Genomic DNA, 17,325 nt, shown 5'->3' with positions numbered 1-17,325 from the left:
TCATCCGTGTGATAAGGTTTAAGCAATAACGTTAAAAAGAAGATAACGATGTAAAAACAAGCAATTTGATTGCACGCGCAGGGAACCAGAAGCCCTCAATACAGCATATCCTGCTGTGTCAGGACAGATTTTTTAAGGTGATGCTCACAGGCTTTCAAATGAAGGTATCATGCCAGAATCGGGCGAATTCTTGCTGTGTAAACGGCGAAGAGACAGGTTATTCCCACACCCTTTTATTTAACATTTGATCAACATATAGTGATATCTTTTATTTTTTGTTATTACATAAAGACGAATGTTTGCAGTAAATGGGATACCAGGGCATTTCCGCTAAAATTAAAATACCAGGCCTTAAGATCCAGCAGATAATATTCACAAATAAGCAGAAATTGATTTACAGGCTTTTCGGAGAAAGCTTAAACGGTATAATAAGGAGAGTTACAGACATGAATAAGAAAATTCATTTTGCGATCATCAGTAAAATGAGATAACCGCACTGCGGCATTGATTCCATCACTACGTTAACAAGGATGCTTTCGCTCTCTCCAGGGAAATACCACCGTATAAGGATCTACACAATTATCCTTCCGGCTTTTCGAGAGTTTTAACAAAACTCAGCATAACGCTTTTAACAATCTGAGGCATAAAAAATGAAACCGGCATCCGTTATCATTATGGACGAACACCCTATTGTCAGAATGTCGATAGAAGTCCTGCTACAGAAAAATAAAAACATCGTCGTTAAACTCAAGTCTGGCGATAGTCACGAAGTGCTTGACTGCATACGTAACCATCCCATCGATCTGGTGATTCTCGACATCGAAATGACAGTGTAAGTATCCCGGTAAAACGACCCATTCACTTTTAGAGATCTTCCGACATACTGATTATGTCCCCTGAGGAGGTCGCTATGCGCAAGATCCGATTCACTGAACACCAGATCATCGCCGTGCTGAAGTCCGTCGAAGCCGGACGAACCGTCAAAGATGTGTGCCGGGAGGCCGCGATATCCGAAGCCAGCTATTACAACTGGAAGGCGAAATATGGCGGGATGGAAGCGGCCGATATTAAAAAAATCAAAGATCTGGAAGATGAGAATCGAAGGCTTAAACAGATGTTTGCTGATCTTAGCCTTGAGTGCCGGGCACTTAAAGACGTCATCGAAAAAAAGCTTTAAAACCAGCGATAAAGCGTGAACTCGTCAGCTATCTGACGGCGCAATTTGCCATGAGTTTACGCCAGGCCTGCAGGACGTTATCGCTGAGCAGGACAGTGTATTTTTATCGGCCCGATACCCGGCGTGATGAACCGGTGATCCATGCACTGACTGAACTGGCTGAACGCTATCCGCGCTACGGTTTTAAGAAGCTGTTCCAGCTGCTGCGCAGGCAGGGCAATACCTGGAACCATAAGCGCGTTCACCGGATTTACTGCCTGCTGAAACTGAATTTTCGTCGCAAGGGAAAACAGCGGCTGCCAGTGCGTAATCCAGCACCACTGGCGACGCCGCAAGCGCTAAACCAGAGCTGGTCCATCGATTTTATGCATGACGCGCTGCTTTGCGGCAGACGCTTCCGGACCTTCAATGTGGTGGATGATTTTAACCGTGAAGCACTGGCGATAGAAATCGACCTGAATATCCCGGCTCAGCGAGTCATCCGGGTGTTGGACAGGATCGTAGCAAATCGCGGCTACCCGCTGAAGATGCGGATGGACAACGGGCCAGAACTGGTCTCACTGGCGCTGGCACAATGGGCCGAAGAACATGGCGTGCAGCTCGAATTTATCAAGCCGGGTAAACCAACACAGAATGCTTTTATCGAACGGTTCAACCGGACATACCGGACAGAAATTCTGGATTTTTACCTGTTCAGAACACTGAATGAAGCACGGGAAATTACCGAGCGCTGGCTGATGGAATATAACAACGAGCGGCCTCATGAATCCCTGAACAACCTTACTCCGGAAGAGTACCGGCTGATGGCTGAAAAACCGGAAATCTCAAAAAGTGCGTGGAACTAAAACAGGTGTGCTTACAACAGGAACAGATGGGTTCTCACTACTGAAGAGAATCAGGAACATCAACAAAGACATAAAGGTGCTTTTTTTGTCTTCTAAATCAGAGGCTTTTTATGCCGGACGCGCCATTCGCGCAGGCGCAAATGGGTTTGTCAGCAAACGAAAAGATTTAGGTGAGATCTACAATGCGGTTAATATGATACTTACCGGCTATTCATTCTTCCCCTCGGAGACGCTGAGTTTTATAAATCATCTTGGCTCACGAACTGGAGCAGCGGTTGATATGCCATTGTCAAATCGCGAGGTCACCGTCCTGCGTTATCTGGCCAATGGATTATCAAATAAGGAGATTGCGGAACAACTATTATTGAGCAACAAAACAATCAGCGCACATAAATCGAATATCTATTCCAAGCTCGGGGTACAGAGCATTGTTGAATTAATTGATTATGCCAAAGCGCACGAATTGCTGTAATCTGAATTCACTCCCTGCAACTTATATGAGTTGCAGGGAGTGCGGTCAGTTCTAATTATAATTAATCATAAAAGTAGCATCCGCATCGGCTCTACCTGGCTGCGGGTTATCTGCCGTGGCAATATAATTAGCATAAAATGACAACTCTGCATTTCCCCCGGCATCAACGGCAACCGCCTGACTGGCCTGCTGCAATGCCAGGCGAGTTTTATCTCTGTCGCGGATCTCCACGGCAACATTGCGGGCTGCACTGGCATCATTCAGCGCCAGCAGACTATTATCGCTTCCTTCAGCTTTACCCGAAAAGGTGATGGATGCTGAACCCGGCGGGCATCCGGTCAGTTTCAGCGTAAACGGAACGGGCTGCGTCCGGCTTCCCGCCGTGCTGAGCTGTTTTGTCGGCCAGGTACCCAGCGTGACGGTTTTATCGCTGTCACTGCCTTCTGCCACGCAGGTGAAATCGACGATGTTGCCATACAACTCGATATTGATTTCCCCCAGCGCGGTGACAGCCTGCACGTGTGTGTTAAGCACTAACAGCACCAGCGCCGCAAGAGATCGACTCCAGATGTTCATCTCGCCTCCTTAATCGTAATCCACGCGCAGATAACCGCGAGAGGAGAAACGTCCTTCCTTAGGCTTGTTACCCGTGATGCTGACCGGCCAGGCGCGGATCGCCACCTGTGCCTGGGCGCTATCATCCAGACGGAACGGTATTTTGCTGGTCAGGTTGTTGGGGATGAGCGGTGTACCACTTTCGTTAGCAACCACAAACCCCAGATCGGCGTTATCCGATACCAGCGCATTACCAGAGACTTTTTCGGCTTCGATTCGCATCGTCAGGTAAGCATTAGCCTCTACGTTGGTGCATTTGATGGCGATGGTTTTAGTTTGTGGCGAAACCTTCTGAGGGCGGTTTCCAGCTCCGGCCTGGCTGAACAGTGAGGCTCCAATGTCGCCAAAATCAAACTCGACGACCCTGCCGGCATTAACCTCACAGCTTTGTGGAACCTGAATCGTCCCGCTGTAGCTGATGGTATACACCGGCGTGTTAAGCGGATCGGACGACGTGGTGGTGACATACACCCGGAACATGGTCTGCTGTGGGATCACCACCATGTTGATAAACCGCCGCGTCACCCTCAGGCGAAAGACCAGCTTTGAATCTGTGACCGGAAATGCCTTGTTGTTCGGCACGTTGGGGTGCTGCCCCATCTGGATGTAACTTGCTGGCGGGTAGAACGTGCCTGCGAAGTCATCGTGGATCTGCATTGCACCGTCAAGGTAGTCGTTGAGCTGCACATACTTATAGCTGTCGATCTCCGTCGTAACAGGTAGATCGGTGACATAACTACGCATAGTCGATTTTCCGGTGGTTCCCTTCGGGCAAATCGCGCTGACCCCCACCATCCCGGATTTTTGCGCCAGGGTGATAATTTGGCCCGGTTTGTTGTTGGAGCTGTTAAAAACGTTTGAGAGGTCATACGAGATGTCCTTCGCGACGCCATTCGAATTCTGGCACACCGTCGCCCACGCGGGCAGCGCGCCACACAGCAGGGCAACACCGGCTACGTTGCGGAAAATGTTCATCATTGGGTTCCTGTTAGCGATCACAGCTTGCCCCCGCCAGGGTAATGGCCTGGCTCTGGCTTTCAGGCGGTAAGCGATAGTGCGCACGACACTGGGACTGCATCCCGTTGCCCCACTGGATCAACAGTTCACCTTCCAGCGGTAGCCCGCTTAAATAAATTTGTCCGTCATCTCCCACCATGCTGGTCACGCCGCTTTGGGTTTCGCGCACTACGGCACCAAACGGTACCGGCTGGTTACCGCGCTTCACCGTCAGCAAAGCGCGCACGCCAATGCGGGTATCGAAGCTGGCACGCACCAGCGCGCCTTTGGTCGGTACCACGCTGCTCACGTTGTTTTCGATGTCGGTGTTGTTACTCATGGTGTTGGTATCCAGCGCTACGCGGTTGTAACGGTAGACCGTGGCATACGGCATCACCGCATAACCCCGCCAGTCCGTTTTCACCCCGGTCTGGTTTTCCACGCTGACGCCTGTTGCCCCCGGAGCTTTGATCAACACGTTGGTATCACCCAGTGGCTGGCTGAAGGTTATGCCATCGGCATGGCCCACCACGCCACCAGAAAGCTGCCAGTTGAGATCGTGCTGATCGCGCGAGTAGTTATACCCCGCGCCCAGCGTACCGTAGGTCGCCTGCCAGTTGGCACTGGCACTGCCGCTTGCACCGTTATTACTGGTGTGCCCCTGCGTGACGCTGTAGTTCAGGTTACGATCGTCAAGCAGCGTCCCGCTGACCCCGGTCTGCCAGCTGGTGTCACCGTCACTATTACGGCTTGCTGACGCCGTGGCGTAGGCTCTGTCGATCGCGTTATCGCGGCGATAACCGTGGCGGGTAAACAGACTGAACGGCACAGAGACGTTAAACGACGCGATCCTGTCCGTACCGTCGATCCCCACGGACTTGTTCCACGACCAGGACACGGAGTAGTTGATCCCCTGCACGCCGCCCGCGTAACCCAGCTGATACCAGACGTTCGACTCGCTGGTTCCCCAGTAGCTCTGCTGGCTGCCAGAGAGATACACCGAACCGTAATCCCCCAGCGACTGGGAAATATTGAGCTGGAAACGCCCTTTCTTATTCCACGTCAGGTTGTGATAACTCTGTACATCCGGCACGCCGTCATCATCCTGGCTATCGCCATACTGATAACCTTCCATTGAGCGCCAGGCCACATCGTCCAGGGTATAGAACCCTTTCGTGGAGTAGCGATAGCCCAGCAGCTGGAAGTTGGTTCCGAATCCGTTAAGTGACTTCGCGTAGAGGAAACGCAGCGACTGGCCTTCATGGCGGCTGTCGTCCGCGAGCTGGCTGCGGGCGTGGGTGAGATCGAGGGAAACCGCGCCCCAGTCACCGAGGTTTTTCCCGGCACCGATGGCCAGCGCGGTATAGCGCGACGCCAGCTGTGTACCACCGTAAAGCGTGTAGCCATCGGCTATGCCGGCAATCAACGTGCCCTGAGTGAAGAACGGCGTATCCTGCTCGCTATTACCGCTGCGGTAGTCCCCCGCCACCAGGTCATATTTCCAGCGTCCCTCACGTTGTAGCAATGGCACGGTGGAGTACGGCACGGTATAGCGTTGCTGGCTACCATCCTTCTCTTCGACCGTCACCTCCAGGTCACCGCTTGAGGAGGTCGGGTTCAGATCGGTAATAGCAAACGCACCGGGCTGAACATAGCTCTGATAAATGACATAACCGTTCTGACGAACGACCACTTTTGCTGGCGTGCGGGCGATACCGCGCACGGTTGGCGCGTAGCCTTGCAGACTGTCCGGGTACATATTGTCGGAGGAGTAGAGTCGCCCGCCGCGAAAACCAACGCTGTCGAAAACATCATTCCCGGTATTGCTGTCGCCCAGTACCAGCTCGCTTTTGAGTGGGATCACGGTGCGCTGCGCCCAGGTACCAATATTCTGCCAGCTGCTGTTCCGCTGTCCGTTGTTTTGCGTGTAACGCCATGCGCCATTATTGCGTAACCGCCAGGCACCATAGTTCAGCCCGCTTTGCAGGTTCAGGTAATAGCTGTCGTCCTCGCTCCCCCGGTTGCCGGTGAAGCTGTAATTCAACAGTGCGGCAGGGATGCCTTCATCCCATTGTTCGGGGGGAATGTAACCGCGGGCGCTGTTCTGCATTGCCACCTGCGGCAGGCTGATATTAAGGCGCTGCGAGGCAAAATTGAACGCCACCACGCTGCCGGGAATAGCCGTCTTCAGTGGGATACAGGTGTCGCCCCTGGTGTTTGCCAGCTCAGGAAACGCCGCAATATTGACGCCAAAGCGGTCCAGCATCGCGCGCGTGATGCACGGCGTTAGCCCACCCGCAACCGGTGACGTATCATCAGTCGCCTGCTCAAAGCGCACATCCTGAGTGGCAATAAACTCATCATTACGCCAGAGATCCACGCGATAGATGCCTGGAGCCTGCTGGTGTCCTTGTTCAAAACGCGATAAATCCGCCACGTTAGCGGTGTCGTCGGAGAGAAATGCGGGGTTGAAGTAGCTTTCGCTCCAGCCAGTTTGCGGCCAGAGCGCTGCCATCAGCGCCAGTGCTACCGGGCAGTAACGCCCGTGGTGATTGTTCATCGCCCTGTCTCTGATCACAGATTGACGCTGCGCGCCGGCGTAATCGCGCCGTAGTCATTCACGCTCTGCCAGGAAAGCGTGCCGCTTGCCGCATCCGGCAGCACCTGCTGCGCCGAGTTTTTAGGCGCAATCATCAGGTTGTCCAGAGCCTTACCGCCCAGCTTCAGGTTGACCAGCGTGATGTAATATGGCGAGGCATTACTCACCTTAAGGTGGTTGCCGACACGCTCAAAGCGCAGTTGAGACAACGCTTCTTCCGGCTGCATCGCCAGTTTATTCGGGCGTACGAACAGCTTGATGCGCGACAAAATCGCCAGCTGGAGGACGTTGTTGTCCTCCATTTTCGTTTTACTCACTGACGGGATCGCCTTCACGTTCATAAAGAAGAGCGACTCACGGTCAGTGGGCAACGCCGGACCGGCATAAATAATGCGCAATGTGTTCTCGCTGTCCGGCTCGCTGACAAACAAGGGTGGCGTGACGGCAAAGGTTTTTTCCTTTTGCCCATTGGCATTCTCAATCCACGCATTAATTAAATAGCGCTCTTGCTTATTGCTGTTGGTGATCGCCAGCGAAGTTTGTTTCGCGTCTGCCGGATAAATCACGCGCGTGGCCCCCAGTGCAATACCACCGGAGGCACTGGCGGAAGCAGAAACCATCAGCAAAATAAAAGATAAAATCAGTCCTGGCTTAATTAGGGAGTTCATCACAACAATACCTTTAATAATATGTTCGCAGGCGTAGAAGGCGTTATGGATAAATCAACGTGAACCAGACATCTGACTGAATATTGCCTGGCACGAGGTGTTCGGAAATAGCCCGATAGCGGGCGCTAAAATGAAACGCGAGCTCCTGGGTATTGATGGGCAACCAGCTGACCGCCGTCGCGTTCGGGATAATCTGGCGTTGCTGTTCGTCAAAAAGTGCCAACCCAACACCGCTGCTCACGGGCGTTTCACCAGGCCGTGATGTCGCCAGAAAAACCTGTGGATCTTCCGCCGGCGTGACGCCCTGGAACTGGATCCCTACGGTGCGCGAGACATCCACGCTGCAGTCCAGCAGTCGTACGGTAAAAGGCACGTTGACCGTTGAAAAGCTGCCCACGCCGGAAAAGGAATTGGTCCGGTACTGCCCCATATCGATACGCATACTCTGGCTGTCAGGAGCCACGGCGCACCCACCGTTGACCAGCTCACCTCTGATGTGAACCTTGCCGCCGTCGATCACTACGGTATGTGCGAATACTGGTTGAGCCATCGTAAGGGCTAGCAGCAGTTTCCCGATCCTTGTCATCCTTCGTTCCTGGCATTAGCGTATGACGGGCCTCATCCCTGAGGCCTAAACATCCCTGTGCAGAGGAATTATTCGTATTTCATTACGAAAGTGGCGTCCGCGTTCGCCTGGCCTGGCTCGGCAGTTGCCGCCGTGGATTTATAACGCGCGGTGAAGTTCAGGGTGTTGGTGCCTTCAATCAGGTTCTGTGCGGCAGAGAAGGTCGCGCCATCCGGTGTCAGCGTGCTGGATTTGCTGTCGAGGATCTCGATACCCACGCCTTTCGCGGCGTTGTCGTTGCTGCCAGAAGATACCGCCAGCAGGGTTTTATCGGTCGCATCAATCTGACCGGTGAAAGCAACAGCGGCAGTTTTTGCTACCAGTGGATCACAATCATTCAGTTCGATAGTGAATGGAATATTGGAGGTCGTGTCGCCCACTTTGGTGAATTTCGCGGTACGGTACTGACCCAGATTAACCGTCTGTTCAGAAGATGCCGTATTAACAGAGCACGCGGCATTCACTAATTCACCTTTAAAATGCACGGTACCGCCATTAACGGAAACGGGCGTAGTAGTATCTTCTGCATGAGCGGCACCCGCGACCAGGGCCAGAGCGGCAACAACGGTAGATGCAATATTGCTGAATTTCATGTCTATTCCTTTAAAATGTAAATAACCCTTCCCGCGAAAAACCGGGAATAAGAAATACGTTCAATCGATTAATTGAAAGCTTATTTCGGAGGAGACAAAGTAGCTCAGGAACGAATATTAAAATATGTCAAAACGCTGCCATTTCACCAGGCCACATCCTAATCCCACCTAGGAAATTGACCATGTCAAAACCAGGGGTTTTGCAGCCAGTTGTGGAAATCTCGCAAAGGGTGACTGACAGCGGCGCTCGCTTCTGACAAAATACAGGCAATCCCCCTTTCAAACGTTACAGACGGAATCTTCTCTCTGATGGCAGCAAAGATTATTGACGGTAAAACGATTGCGCAGCAGGTGCGCTCTGAGGTTGCGGAAAAAGTGAAGGCGCGCAGAGCGGCCGGAAAACGAGCCCCAGGGTTGGCTGTTGTGCTGGTTGGTAGCAACCCGGCATCGCAGATTTATGTCGGCAGCAAGCGCAAAGCGTGTGAAGAAGTGGGCTTTGTCTCCCGCTCCTACGATCTGCCCGAAACCACCAGCGAAGCAGAACTACTTGAGCTGATTGACACCCTGAATGCCGATAAAGCAATCGACGGTATTCTGGTTCAGTTGCCGCTGCCTGCGGGCATCGACAACGTGAAGGTGCTGGAGCGTATTGCACCAGACAAAGATGTCGACGGTTTCCACCCGTATAACGTGGGTCGCCTGTGCCAGCGTGCACCGCGCCTGCGTCCGTGCACCCCTCGCGGGATCGTCACGTTGCTGGAGCGCTACAACATCGACACCTACGGCCTGAACGCCGTTGTCATTGGTGCATCCAACATCGTTGGCCGCCCGATGAGCATGGAGTTGCTGCTGGCTGGCTGCACCACCACCGTGACCCACCGCTTCACCAAAAACCTGCGTCACCACGTAGAAAACGCCGATCTGCTGATCGTCGCAGTGGGTAAACCAGGCTTTATTCCAGGTGAGTGGATTAAAGAGGGTGCGATTGTCGTGGACGTCGGAATTAACCGTCTGGAAAGCGGCAAGGTTGTCGGCGACGTGGTTTACGAAGATGCCGCAGCGCGTGCGTCTTACATCACCCCAGTACCGGGCGGTGTTGGCCCGATGACCGTAGCAACATTGATTCAGAATACCTTGCAGGCGTGCGAGGAGTATCACGACGTAGAGGACGCGTAAAAATGGCCAATTTTTCTTTAGGTAAACACCCGCACGTTGAGCTGTGCGATCTGCTCAAGCTGGAAGGCTGGAGCGAAAGTGGCGCGCAGGCGAAAATCGCGATCGCGGATGGGCTGGTCAAAGTCGACGGCGCGGTGGAAACCCGCAAGCGCTGTAAGATTGTCGCAGGTCAGACCGTGAGCTTTGAAGGTCAGAGCGTTACGGTTACAGCATAATTCCCACCCCCAACCCGGTAGTCCTCGCACTATCGGGTTACCCCCTCTCCCCCTGCTCCCTCTTATGTATTCCACTACTAAATATAATCTTCACCATCAATAATACATAACTATCATTTCATCAAAATTGATCGACAAAAGCTATTAATTGCATTCCGTGTGACATCCATCACGAAACAGGGTTGCTCAACGTTTATTATTTACTGCATAGCACATGCATATAGCTTTTTACGAAAAAGTAATCTCATCATGCGGTAAAATTTTTTACTTAAACAATCTTTGGAGGTAATTGTTTTGCCATGGAAAGACCCATCATCAAATGCATTTTTTAGCTGGATCTACATAATAATATTCGGCGCATGGGGAGGTCTGGTTAGATATCTCCTTGACGTTAAGTCTGGTCAGTCGGGAAGAAATTTATTCGCGGCATTGGCACAAATTATCGTGTCAGGATTTACCGGCGTACTTGCTGGATTGATGTCACAAAGTCTCGGGACAGTATTTCATACTTCGCTTGCGGTTAGTGGTATATCAGGTGCAATGGGCGTTGTCGCCCTTAATTATTACTGGAAGAAAATCTCTGGAGAGAATAATGATAAATCATGAATTCAGTAAGACTACTGAAAGGAATCTTAAAGGTGTACATAAGGATCTTTCTGATGTAATGAGAAAAGCATTGAAATTATCACCGATTGATTTCGGTATTTCAGAAGGGTTAAGAACCCAAAAACGGCAACTTGAGCTACTGGCATCAGGAAAATCATTAACGTCGAAAAGCAGACATTTAACGGGGCATGCCGTTGATATATTCGCAGTTATCAATGGTACGGCGTCATGGGAGTTTAAACATTACCAGACAATTGCAACAGCTGTGTTTCAGGCGGCCCGTGAGTTGAATGTTGATGTTGAGTGGGGAGGTAACTGGACGGAAATAAAGGATGGCGTTCATTTTCAACTCTCACGAAAAATGTATCCTTAAGAGTATCTAAAAAACGATTACACCTATCGCTGTTTACGCAGCCAGTATAGAAAAAGGAGAATTATAAAACCAGATTATATTCATCTTATTTTTCAATAAACAACCAAAGGCAATCTATTATCTTCACGGTAAGGTTATTGCACACTGTCAAAACAGCCCGCTATTTTTATTGGCGACATCGTGCTGCCCTGACAAAAATATTTTACGAACCAAAAAGGAATTCAATCATGACAATTACTTATGTTAAAACTGAACTTGCACCGGCCGACAATCAGCTCGCTGCATATATTTATTTTACTTCAGATACACCAGTAAGTTATTCTTACACTGTATCAAAAAGGACAACCAGCCCAACCAGCGTAGATTTTACCTATACATCGGATCTGATTTATGCCGTTTCTCAAACCATAAAAATCCCTGTTATTGGCCTTTACGCGCAATATGCCAACAACGTCCAGGTTGTGTTTAAGGACGAAACTGGAACTGAGGTTTACAACCAACCATTCTCTGTTAGCACGGTGGATCAGGTCTATGATCCATCCGTTATCTTCCACCTCGATATTGAACAAACAGATCCTACGTTATTTACATCTGTCTGGGGAAATAGTTGGTTAATGCAATCAACTGGCCGAGGTTACGATGAAAACGGTGACCTGCGTTTTAATTTTTTATCGGTTTATCATCTCCAGCCGTTGAGAATTCACAATGGCTACATTTATACCGGTAGCGATGAAGATTTTTCATGGTACGGTCGACGTTTTTTCAAAATTGACATTCTCGGTAATGTCATTTTTGAATTCGACATGCGTGATTCTAATGGCAATCACTATTCAAACACTCACGATTTAGTCTGGGACTCAGCAGGCGATATCTATATGTTTGGTAGCGATAGTCCTAATCGAATAAGCAATACGATGGCACAAGACTCCTGTATCCTGAAGTTCAACGATCAGACAGGTAAAATGATTTGGGCAAAAAACTATACCAGTGAATATAGCGGCTCTCAGATATTAAATAACAACACACCTAATGATGTTCATTTGAATTCACTCACATGGATCCAAAGCAGTCCAAACAATGAGGAAGCAATTATTGCGCACTCTCGCACCACGAGTACAACTTTTGGCGTATCTATCGTTGACGGTAGTATCTTGTGGGCGATCGATACGGGTAATTTCAACCCTCAATTCCCGGCAATTCAAGCGACTACTCATATCGATAATACCGGAATTACTAACTATGAAAATGGTGCTCACACTGTGTGCATCACTAATAACAGTGCATTTGCAGGAAATATCGACCCTACCGTAGGTAAATTTGTTTTATCTGTCTTTGATAATAGATCCTGTGTTGGTGCAGATGGAAGCCCTGTCATTCGCCCTATAAATGATGATCCAACCACCGATACCTATTCAACACCTCCGGCTCGCATTCTATTCTATGCTGTAGACTTAGCAGCAAAAACTGCAGTGGAAATTCATGCACCGATTGAACTGCCAACAACCCCCATCATCCAGTGGACCGATTTTATGGGGGGAGTGTTTGACCATGATGATTACTTCGTTATTTTTACTAACCATGCCCGTTCATTCTTTATCTCTGATGTGAACGGTAATATGATTGCCACCATCTATGATGTTATTTCTCTACCTGATGGCGCGCCTCAATTCCCTGCAGAGGGCTATCGTGCAAGATTATTTAACGAAACCGAGCTATCTGACTTAATCACTACAGCATCAATTACGGTAAATTCATAAAAAAGTAATTGTAAAAAACAGAAGCAGTTGATCATCCGTTTTTATTAACTCATCGATTAAACTGCATTTGTTATCAGGGTTCATGCATTTGCATGAACCCTTGACCATATATAACACGTCACCAGGGGCCTGGCGTTATCACTCACACCGCTGTACCACTGTAACCAGGCGCAGCGCCGGAAAAAAACCGCCCTCTCCCCGGAGCGTACCCCCGCAGAAAGGGGATAAAATCCCCCACATCCATCGAGGTTAATTATCGATCAACTTCAAATAATCACTATTTCATCTGTTGAAATGTGAAAATTAAGTTGCGCAGTTTTCATACTTTCCTCACGATAAGTAGAACGTTCTACTAAAACGTTCTACTTACAATAACAGCGCATAAAAAGCGCTACTCGGGGGGAAATCAGCATGAGTCTGATATCAGGGTTTGTTAAATCGCTGTCTAAGTTATCGATGATTGGTCGCGCCTTAATGCTGCCAATTTCACTGCTTCCCGCTGCGGGCCTGCTGCTGGCCTTTGGCGATAAGTTCCACCTGCCGCTGATGATGAACGCGGGCGGGGTTATTTTTGATAACCTGCCGATGCTCTTCGCGATTGGCTCCGCTGTCGGTCTGGCGTCAGAATCGGGCATTGCGGCGCTCTCTGCGGCCGTTTCAGTGTTTGTCACCAACATCACCATCAATACCGTGCTCAGCATCACGCCGGAGATGGCCTCTCAGGGCGGGAAATATGCGATGGTCGTCGGCATCCCGACGCTGCAGATGGGCGTCTTTGGTGGTCTTATCTGCGGTATTCTCGCGGCATGGTGTTACAACCGTTTTCACACCATGCAGTTGCCGGAGTTCCTCGGTTTCTTCTCCGGTAAACGCTTTGTGGCGATTGCAACGGCGTTTCTGTCGTTCCTGCTCGGCCTGCTGTTGCCGTATATCTGGCAACATATTCAGTCCGGTATCGATGCACTTTCTGTTGTCGTTAACGGGGATAATCAGGCGGCGTCGACCTTTATCTTCGGTCTGGTGGAACGCGCATTGATCCCGCTTGGTCTGCACCACATCTGGTATCCCTCTTTCTGGTATTCGTTTGGGGACTACACCACCCAGGCAGGCCAGGTGATCCACGGTGACCAGACCATCTGGTTCAAAATGCTGGAAGAAGGGGCGAAGTCTTTCAGCAGCGATACGTACCAAAATGCCGGTAAGTTCATGCAGGGTGAATTCCCGCTGATGCTGTTTGCACTGCCTGCGGCCTGCCTGGCGATGTATCACGAAGCGCACACGAAGAATAAGAAAATTGCTGCCGGTATTCTGTTCTCTGCGGCACTTACCTGCTTCCTGACGGGGATCACCGAACCGGTTGAGTTCACCTTTATCTTTGTGGCTCCAGTTCTGTACGTCTTCAACGCCATTATGGCGGGTCTGGCCTACATGACCATGTACCTGCTGCATGCCCATATTGCCAAATCTTTCTCTGCAGGTTTTATTGATTATCTGTCGTTCGGGATCCTGCCATCATTTAACGGTTACCAGACCAACTTCCTGAACGCCATTATCATCGGCATTCCAATGGGGATGATTTACTACTTCACGTTCCGCTTCGTTATCCGTCGTTTCGACGTGAAAACGCCGGGCCGCACCGAAGTCACCGCCAGTGCAGACGATAAAACCGACACTGAAATTGCAACTGAGATCATCGGTCTGCTGGGTGGGGCACATAACATCGATTCCGTCGGATCCTGTATCACCCGTCTGCGCCTGGAAGTGGCGAAAAGCGATGCGGTGGATAAAGACGGCCTCAACGGCCTGGGCGCACGCGGCGTGGTCTTCGTCGGAGACAACGGTATCCAGGTGATTTTCGGTGCCAGAGCACAGTTTATCGCCCAGACCATGTCCACCATAATCGGCAAATAATAAGATGCCTGAACGACACGTCTCCTGTACGCTGGGAGACGTTGTCTTAACTGGCTGATAATGGGTAAATTTCAGGGAGCAGTTTTGAAGAAAGTCAGCATTATTGATGTGGCAAAGCACGCGGGGGTTTCGGTCTCTACCGTTTCGCTGGTCCTACGCCAGAAAGGGAAAATCTCAGAGGCAACGATCGGGAAGGTCAATGCTGCCATCAATACGCTGGGCTATGTGCATAACGTTGCCGCTGCCAACCTTCGCGCCAACACCTCCAACCTGATTGGCCTGATCCTGCGCGATTTCAGCGACAGCTTTTCCATCAAGGTGATGGCGAGCATTGTTCAGGAGCTGGAAAAACAGGGGTATATGGTTTTTCTCGGCCAGCCGCTGAACGACCACGACCATCTTGAGCGCTGTCTGCTGTCGTTTAAACAGCAAGGCGTGGCTGGCGTGATTTACCTTGCCTCTGACACTCGCACTGCCGCACTGCCGGAACACATCCGCCAGTGTCCCTTACCGCTGGTAGCGGTCTCCCAGTCTTTGCTGGACGAAAAATGCAACCTGGTGATGCGCGATAACCGCCAGGCGGCAAACCTTGCGGCGCGTTACCTTATTGAGCGTGGACACCGCAATATTGCCTACATTGGCGGACGTGAAGGTTGTCTTATCCGCGAGCAGCGCCTGCTCGGCTTTCGCAGCGCAATGACGCAAAACGGGCTGCTCTGGCGTGACGAGTATTCTCCTGCCTGTAGCGATGATACGCTGGCGGCAGGTTTTGCCACTCGCCAGCTACTGGAAAAGAACAACACCATCACCGCCCTGCTCTGCCACTCACCGGATGCAATGATCGGCTCTATTTCCGGCATTCATCAGGTGGGACGTACCCTGGGGAAAGATGTGTTTTTAACCCAACAGGTCGCGCTGGTCGGTTTTGAAGATATGCTGCACGTGAACCTCACCTCGCCGTCGTTTACTTACGTTTCATCCGCCAGCGAAGAAACGGGACGCCAGGCCGCCGGGTTGATGATACGCAATCTGAAAGAGCCTGGGCTGCAAACGCAACGGATCACCCTTTCCGGGCAGCTTATCACCAGAGAATCGGCATAAAAAAAGCCGGGTGGCGGCTACGCCTGACCCGGCCTACACTCATGCTCCTGTGGGCCCGGTAAGCATAAGCGCCACCGGGCATAACAGGCTTACTTACGACGCCACGTCGTGCCCTGCGGGCCATCTTCCAGGATGATACCCATTTCGGTCAGACGATTACGTGCTGCATCTGCCGCCGCCCAGTCTTTCGCCTGACGCGCTTCCAGACGTGCCTTGATCAGTGCTTCAATCTCTGCCACTTCGCCATCGTCCGCCTGGGCCCCGCTCTGCAGGAACACGTCTGGCTCCTGCTCCAGCAGGCCGAGCACGGAAGAGAGTTTACGCAGATGTGACGCCAGCGCATTAGCGGCAGCCATATCTTCAGATTTCAGACGGTTCACTTCACGCGCCATATCAAACAGTACGGAATAGGCTTCTGGTGTGTTGAAGTCATCGTTCATCACCTCAACAAAGCGAGCTTCGAACGCTTCACCGCCTGCTGCCGCGACGGACTTGTCGGTACCACGCAGTGCGGTGTACAGACGTTCCAGCGCAGAGCGCGCCTGCTTCAGGTTCTCTTCGCTGTAATTCAGCTGGCTGCGATAGTGGCCGGACATCAGGAAGTAACGCACGGTTTCCGCGTCGTAATACTTCAGCACGTCACGCACGGTGAAGAAGTTGCCCAGTGATTTCGACATCTTCTCGCGGTCAACCATCACCATCCCGGAGTGCATCCAGTAATTAACATACTCGCCGCCGTGGGCACAGGTAGACTGCGCAATTTCGTTTTCGTGGTGCGGGAACATCAGATCCGAACCGCCACCGTGAATGTCGAAATGGTTACCCAGTTGCTTGCAGTTCATCGCCGAGCACTCAATGTGCCAGCCAGGACGCCCTTCTCCCCACGGAGACGGCCAGCTTGGCTCGCCCTCTTTGGACATCTTCCACAGCACGAAGTCCATCGGGTTACGCTTCACGTCGACCACGTCAACGCGGGCACCGGCCTGCAGCTGATCCAGATCCTGACGGGAAAGCTGGCCGTAAGTTGGATCAGTCGGTACCGAGAACATCACGTCGCCATTATCCGCTACGTAAGCGTGACCGCGTTCGATCAGTTTTTCGGTGATGTCGATAATTTCGTGAATATGGTGGGTTGCACGCGGCTCGCTGTCCGGACGCTGAATATTTAACGCATCAAAATCGTTATGCATTTCCACGATCATGCGATCGACCAGCGCGACGAAGTTTTCGCCATTTTCATTAGCGCGTTTAATGATTTTGTCGTCAATGTCGGTGATGTTGCGCACGTACTTGAGGTTGTAGCCCAGGAAACGCAGGTAACGTGAAACTACGTCAAAGGCAACAAACGTACGGCCGTGGCCGATATGACAGAGATCGTAAACCGTAATACCACACACGTACATGCCGACTTCCCCGGCATGGATAGGTTTAAATTCCTCTTTTTGGCGCGTCATTGTATTAAAGATTTTTAACATCGAAGATTCCATGTAAACACGTGTGTGGACGAAAACCGGGTATTCTACCCGTAATTCAAACCCGAAGCAGCACACAATGCAAGGTGATCGCATCCTGTGGTTATGCTATAACAAGCCCCTA

Annotated in this window: 15 protein-coding genes and 2 pseudogenes; 10 read left to right on the top strand and 7 right to left on the bottom strand. The window is 51.0% G+C overall.

What is annotated here, in order from left to right; all coding sequences use genetic code 11:
• Positions 1 to 650: 650 nt before the first annotated feature.
• The 3 genes and pseudogenes from HV318_RS19335 to fimZ all read left to right on the top strand — a co-directional run.
• Positions 651 to 827, top strand: a pseudogene (locus tag HV318_RS19335) (response regulator); the annotation flags it as partial.
• Between the two features lie 83 nt (positions 828 to 910).
• Positions 911 to 2,022 (top strand): IS3 family transposase gene (locus tag HV318_RS19330; protein WP_524537203.1). Its coding sequence is split into 2 segments (ribosomal slippage): positions 911 to 1,172 and positions 1,172 to 2,022, totalling 1,113 coding nucleotides; the frame shifts between segments, so codons are not numbered across the junction.
• A 19-nt stretch (positions 2,023 to 2,041) separates the two neighbouring features.
• Positions 2,042 to 2,494: pseudogene (fimZ, locus tag HV318_RS19325) on the top strand (fimbria biosynthesis transcriptional regulator FimZ); the annotation flags it as partial.
• A gap of 51 nt (positions 2,495 to 2,545) precedes the next feature.
• Here the strand turns inward: fimZ and sfmF are convergent.
• From sfmF to fimA, 6 genes are all read right to left on the bottom strand, one after another.
• Positions 2,546 to 3,070 carry a fimbria assembly protein gene (gene sfmF, locus HV318_RS19320; protein ID WP_182274023.1) on the bottom strand — a complete coding sequence of 175 codons (525 nt, stop codon included), beginning with the start codon at positions 3,068 to 3,070 and terminating at the stop codon, positions 2,546 to 2,548.
• 9 nt (positions 3,071 to 3,079) lie between these two features.
• Entirely contained in the window at positions 3,080 to 4,084 is a 1,005-nt protein-coding gene (gene fimH / locus HV318_RS19315; protein ID WP_182274632.1) for a type 1 fimbria D-mannose specific adhesin FimH, read from the bottom strand.
• A gap of 13 nt (positions 4,085 to 4,097) precedes the next feature.
• Positions 4,098 to 6,665, bottom strand: a complete 2,568-nt coding sequence (locus HV318_RS19310; protein WP_182274022.1) for a fimbrial biogenesis usher protein — start codon at positions 6,663 to 6,665, stop codon at positions 4,098 to 4,100.
• Between the two features lie 14 nt (positions 6,666 to 6,679).
• Complete coding sequence (gene fimC, locus HV318_RS19305; RefSeq protein WP_182274021.1) at positions 6,680 to 7,372, bottom strand: type 1 fimbria chaperone FimC; 693 nt, start codon at positions 7,370 to 7,372, stop codon at positions 6,680 to 6,682.
• Between the two features lie 43 nt (positions 7,373 to 7,415).
• A complete protein-coding gene (gene fimI, locus HV318_RS19300) occupies positions 7,416 to 7,958 on the bottom strand; it encodes a type 1 fimbrial protein subunit FimI (RefSeq protein WP_182274020.1) in 543 nt (180 codons plus the stop codon).
• Positions 7,959 to 8,026: 68 nt separating this feature from the next.
• Positions 8,027 to 8,590 carry a type 1 fimbrial major subunit FimA gene (gene fimA, locus HV318_RS19295; protein WP_182274019.1) on the bottom strand — a complete coding sequence of 188 codons (564 nt, stop codon included), beginning with the start codon at positions 8,588 to 8,590 and terminating at the stop codon, positions 8,027 to 8,029.
• A gap of 309 nt (positions 8,591 to 8,899) precedes the next feature.
• On the opposite strand from fimA, the gene folD reads away from it, so the two are divergent.
• From folD to HV318_RS19260, 7 genes are all read left to right on the top strand, one after another.
• On the top strand, positions 8,900 to 9,766 hold the full coding sequence (folD, locus tag HV318_RS19290) for a bifunctional methylenetetrahydrofolate dehydrogenase/methenyltetrahydrofolate cyclohydrolase FolD (protein ID WP_182274018.1): 867 nt from the start codon (positions 8,900 to 8,902) through the stop codon (positions 9,764 to 9,766).
• Positions 9,767 to 9,768: 2 nt separating this feature from the next.
• Complete coding sequence (gene ybcJ / locus HV318_RS19285) at positions 9,769 to 9,981, top strand: ribosome-associated protein YbcJ (protein WP_004858878.1); 213 nt, start codon at positions 9,769 to 9,771, stop codon at positions 9,979 to 9,981.
• Positions 9,982 to 10,260: 279 nt separating this feature from the next.
• Positions 10,261 to 10,587 (top strand): phage holin family protein, encoded by a 327-nt coding sequence (locus tag HV318_RS19280; protein WP_182274017.1) that lies wholly within the window; start codon positions 10,261 to 10,263, stop codon positions 10,585 to 10,587.
• Complete coding sequence (locus HV318_RS19275) at positions 10,574 to 10,960, top strand: M15 family metallopeptidase (protein WP_182274016.1); 387 nt, start codon at positions 10,574 to 10,576, stop codon at positions 10,958 to 10,960. The genes HV318_RS19280 and HV318_RS19275 overlap by 14 nt, the downstream gene beginning before the upstream one ends.
• Before the next feature lie 227 nt (positions 10,961 to 11,187).
• Entirely contained in the window at positions 11,188 to 12,717 is a 1,530-nt protein-coding gene (locus HV318_RS19270) for an aryl-sulfate sulfotransferase (RefSeq protein WP_182274015.1), read from the top strand.
• A gap of 411 nt (positions 12,718 to 13,128) precedes the next feature.
• Positions 13,129 to 14,628, top strand: a complete 1,500-nt coding sequence (locus HV318_RS19265; protein WP_182274014.1) for a PTS transporter subunit EIIC — start codon at positions 13,129 to 13,131, stop codon at positions 14,626 to 14,628.
• An 84-nt stretch (positions 14,629 to 14,712) separates the two neighbouring features.
• On the top strand, positions 14,713 to 15,729 hold the full coding sequence (locus HV318_RS19260) for a Mal regulon transcriptional regulator MalI (RefSeq protein ID WP_182274013.1): 1,017 nt from the start codon (positions 14,713 to 14,715) through the stop codon (positions 15,727 to 15,729).
• An 89-nt stretch (positions 15,730 to 15,818) separates the two neighbouring features.
• Here the strand turns inward: HV318_RS19260 and cysS are convergent, their stop codons facing one another.
• Positions 15,819 to 17,204: a cysteine--tRNA ligase gene (cysS, locus tag HV318_RS19255; protein WP_182274012.1), complete on the bottom strand. Its 1,386-nt coding sequence runs from the start codon at positions 17,202 to 17,204 to the stop codon at positions 15,819 to 15,821.
• Between the last annotated feature and the right edge of the window lie 121 nt (positions 17,205 to 17,325).

Source organism: Enterobacter sp. RHBSTW-00901, from assembly GCF_014103115.1.
GTDB lineage: Bacteria > Pseudomonadota > Gammaproteobacteria > Enterobacterales > Enterobacteriaceae > Enterobacter > Enterobacter cloacae_P.
Note: the sequence above shows the minus strand (reverse complement) of the source record. Positions and strands in the feature narration are given on the sequence as shown.

Excerpts from the sequence above, each read along its gene's own strand:
- sfmF (WP_182274023.1), bottom strand. The coding sequence starts at position 3,070 with ATGAACATCTGGAGTCGATCTCTTGCGGCGCTGGTGCTGTTAGTGCTT.
- fimH (WP_182274632.1), bottom strand. The coding sequence starts at position 4,084 with ATGAACATTTTCCGCAACGTAGCCGGTGTTGCCCTGCTGTGTGGCGCG.
- HV318_RS19310 (WP_182274022.1), bottom strand. The coding sequence starts at position 6,665 with ATGAACAATCACCACGGGCGTTACTGCCCGGTAGCACTGGCGCTGATG.
- fimC (WP_182274021.1), bottom strand. The coding sequence starts at position 7,372 with ATGAACTCCCTAATTAAGCCAGGACTGATTTTATCTTTTATTTTGCTG.
- fimI (WP_182274020.1), bottom strand. The coding sequence starts at position 7,958 with ATGACAAGGATCGGGAAACTGCTGCTAGCCCTTACGATGGCTCAACCA.
- fimA (WP_182274019.1), bottom strand. The coding sequence starts at position 8,590 with ATGAAATTCAGCAATATTGCATCTACCGTTGTTGCCGCTCTGGCCCTG.
- folD (WP_182274018.1), top strand. The coding sequence starts at position 8,900 with ATGGCAGCAAAGATTATTGACGGTAAAACGATTGCGCAGCAGGTGCGC.
- ybcJ (WP_004858878.1), top strand. The coding sequence starts at position 9,769 with ATGGCCAATTTTTCTTTAGGTAAACACCCGCACGTTGAGCTGTGCGAT.
- HV318_RS19275 (WP_182274016.1), top strand. The coding sequence starts at position 10,574 with ATGATAAATCATGAATTCAGTAAGACTACTGAAAGGAATCTTAAAGGT.
- HV318_RS19270 (WP_182274015.1), top strand. The coding sequence starts at position 11,188 with ATGACAATTACTTATGTTAAAACTGAACTTGCACCGGCCGACAATCAG.
- HV318_RS19265 (WP_182274014.1), top strand. The coding sequence starts at position 13,129 with ATGAGTCTGATATCAGGGTTTGTTAAATCGCTGTCTAAGTTATCGATG.
- cysS (WP_182274012.1), bottom strand. The coding sequence starts at position 17,204 with ATGTTAAAAATCTTTAATACAATGACGCGCCAAAAAGAGGAATTTAAA.